We start from the raw sequence: 2,356 nt of genomic DNA, 5'->3' as shown, positions 1-2,356 counted from the left end.
GGCCAGGACGACGGCGGCGAGGGCGCCGACGGCGAGGGCCACCGGTCCCTGCCACGGCCTCCCCGGCACGCCCGCGACCCCGGCGGCCGCGAGCACGGCGAACCAGACGAGGGGCACGGCGACGTGCTGGCGGCCGGCGACCAGGGCGCCGAGCCCGGTCGGGGCGGCGGCGCGGACGGCTCGCCGAGCGCACCAGGTGAACGACGCCCGCCCCCCGGCCCACGCGAGTGCGACCGCCAGGACCCCGAGCGGCCCGCGGCCGATCACGGCCGGCAGTGCTGCTGCCTGGGCCCCCAGCGCCGTGACCAGCGCGATCACCCCGAACGCGCCCGTCGAGGGGTCCTTCATCACCGCGAGCATCCGCTCGGGGCCGCCGTAGCTGCCGAGCCCGTCGGCGAGGTCGGCGAGCCCGTCGAGGTGCAGCCCCCGGGTGAGACCCGCCGACGTCGTCACCCCGGCCACACCCGCCAGCAGCGGCGGCGCCCCGAGCGCGAGCAGACCGAGGACGATCCCCCCGACGATCCCCCCGATCACCAGGCCCACGATCGGTGCGAGGACCAGCGCGCGGGCGGCATTCGAGGCGCCGACCCCCCGAGCGCGCACCGGGGCGACGCTGAACAGCGAGAGCGCGAGGGCGGCCGCGGCCGGCCACGAGGGGCGCTCGCCCCGCGCCGGCAGGTGGTCACCGACCGGCCCCGGCTCGCCGTCGGGACCCGTCACCGCCCGGGACCCCTCACGAGCCGGCGGCGACCCGCGCGGCCATCGTCACCAGCGGGACGGCCGCGAGCGCGCCCGTCGCCGCGCCGGCGCGCAGGTCGAGCAGCAGCAGCGGGTCGAGGCCGAGCACCTCGAGGGCGAGGGCCTGGGCGGGTTCGGTGTCGCGGGTGGCGGCCTGCCACCAGGCCCGCGAGCCGGGCGCCCAGGTGTCGGCGAGCAGGGCGGCGACACACACCGCGGCCCCGTCGAGCAGGACCGGGGTCCGACGCCGGGCGGCCTGGGCGAGGAAGCCGACGAGGGCGGCGAGGTCCGCGCCCCCGGCGACGCGCAGCAGCGCCTCCGGGTCGCGCCCGGCCGACCGCGCCCGACGCAGCCCGTCGCGCACGGCCGCCGCCTTGCGCATCCACGCGGTGTCGTCGATGCCGCTTCCGCGCCCGACGACGGCGACCGGCTCCCGCGCGGTCATCGCGGCGGCCAGCACGGCGGTCGGCGTGGAGATCCCCACGGCGAGCTCGCCGGGCACGAGCAGGTCGGCGCCCTCGTCGACGGCCCCGTCCGCGGCGTGGCGCCCGGCGTCGAGGGCCGCACGCAGGCCGTCCTCGCTCAGCGCGTCCTCGCGGTCGATGCGCCCGCTGGGTCCGTCGCCGACCTCGACGACCCGGACGTCGGCGCCCGCGACCGTGGCCAGCGCGTTCGTGGGGGAGCTGCCCTCGCGGACGGCCTCGACGCGGGCGGCGGTGTCCGCCGGCCCGAACGCCGAGACCCCGGCCGCGGCGATCCCGTGCTCGGCGGCGAAGAGCACCACTCGGGGGGAGGCCGGCGGGCGCGCGGGGGAGCGGGCCTGGCACGCGGCGAGCCAGGCGGCGACGTCCTCGAGGCGGCCCAGTGCGTGGGAGGCGAGCGGCAGGTGCGTCAGGTGGGCACGGGCGTCGGCCCGCGCGGCCTCGTCCGGGGGTGCCACCGACGGCACGGGGTGCTCCCTTCGCTCGCCCGTGAGACCGACCGGGCTCACGAGGCGCCAGCCACCTTAAGCGCCAGGGGCAGACCCGCCACGAGCAGCCGCACCTCGTCGCACACCGTGGCGAGCTCGGCGTTCAACAGGCCGAGCTCGTCACGGAACCGGCGCCCCGCCGACGTCGAGGGCACCACGCCCAGGCCGACCTCGGCCGACACGAGGACCAGGGGTGCGCCCGTCCGGGCGGCCACCGCGGCCACCAGCGCGGACCGCGCCGCTGCCACCGACTCGGCGTCCCGCGCCCACCCGGCGTCGTCGAGCAGCCCGGTCACCCACGTGGCGAGGTCGTCGACCAGCACCGCGACCTCGGTCCGCTCCCGCACCACCGACGCCGTCACGGTCCCGTCCGGGTCCTCGACGGTCTCCCACCGCGGCGCACGACGGGCGCGGTGGACGGCGATGCGGTCGGCCCACTCGGGGTCCGCGGCCGGGTCGACCGGACGGGCGGTCGCCACGTAGACCGCGGGCGAGGTCTCGTCGAGCTGCGACTCCGCCCACGCGGACTTCCCGGAGCGCGTCCCCCCGAGGACGAGGGTGCGGACGGCCAGGGTCAGGCCACCGCCTCGCCGACCGCGACGCGCGGGGCGGGCATCCGGAGCTTGCGGATCTGGGTGGCCCGGGTGA

At 79.4% G+C, this 2,356-nt stretch carries 3 protein-coding genes; all 3 read right to left on the bottom strand.

All coding sequences use genetic code 11. The annotated features are described in order from the left end of the window. A partial coding sequence (locus AC0CYZ_RS14670; protein WP_472216546.1) for an adenosylcobinamide-GDP ribazoletransferase occupies window positions 1–720 on the bottom strand: 720 nt, incomplete at its 3' end. A gap of 13 nt (window positions 721–733) precedes the next feature. Then, window positions 734–1,687 (bottom strand): nicotinate-nucleotide--dimethylbenzimidazole phosphoribosyltransferase, encoded by a 954-nt coding sequence (locus tag AC0CYZ_RS14665; protein WP_472216544.1) that lies wholly within the window; start codon window positions 1,685–1,687, stop codon window positions 734–736. 38 nt (window positions 1,688–1,725) lie between these two features. Next, window positions 1,726–2,356: bifunctional adenosylcobinamide kinase/adenosylcobinamide-phosphate guanylyltransferase (locus tag AC0CYZ_RS14660; protein ID WP_472216542.1), on the bottom strand; the 631-nt coding region annotated here is incomplete at its 5' end.

The sequence above is a fragment of the Actinomycetospora sp. genome (assembly GCF_055612215.1).
The sequence above is the reverse complement of the archived record's forward strand: the minus strand, read 5'-3'. Positions and strand labels throughout refer to the sequence as shown.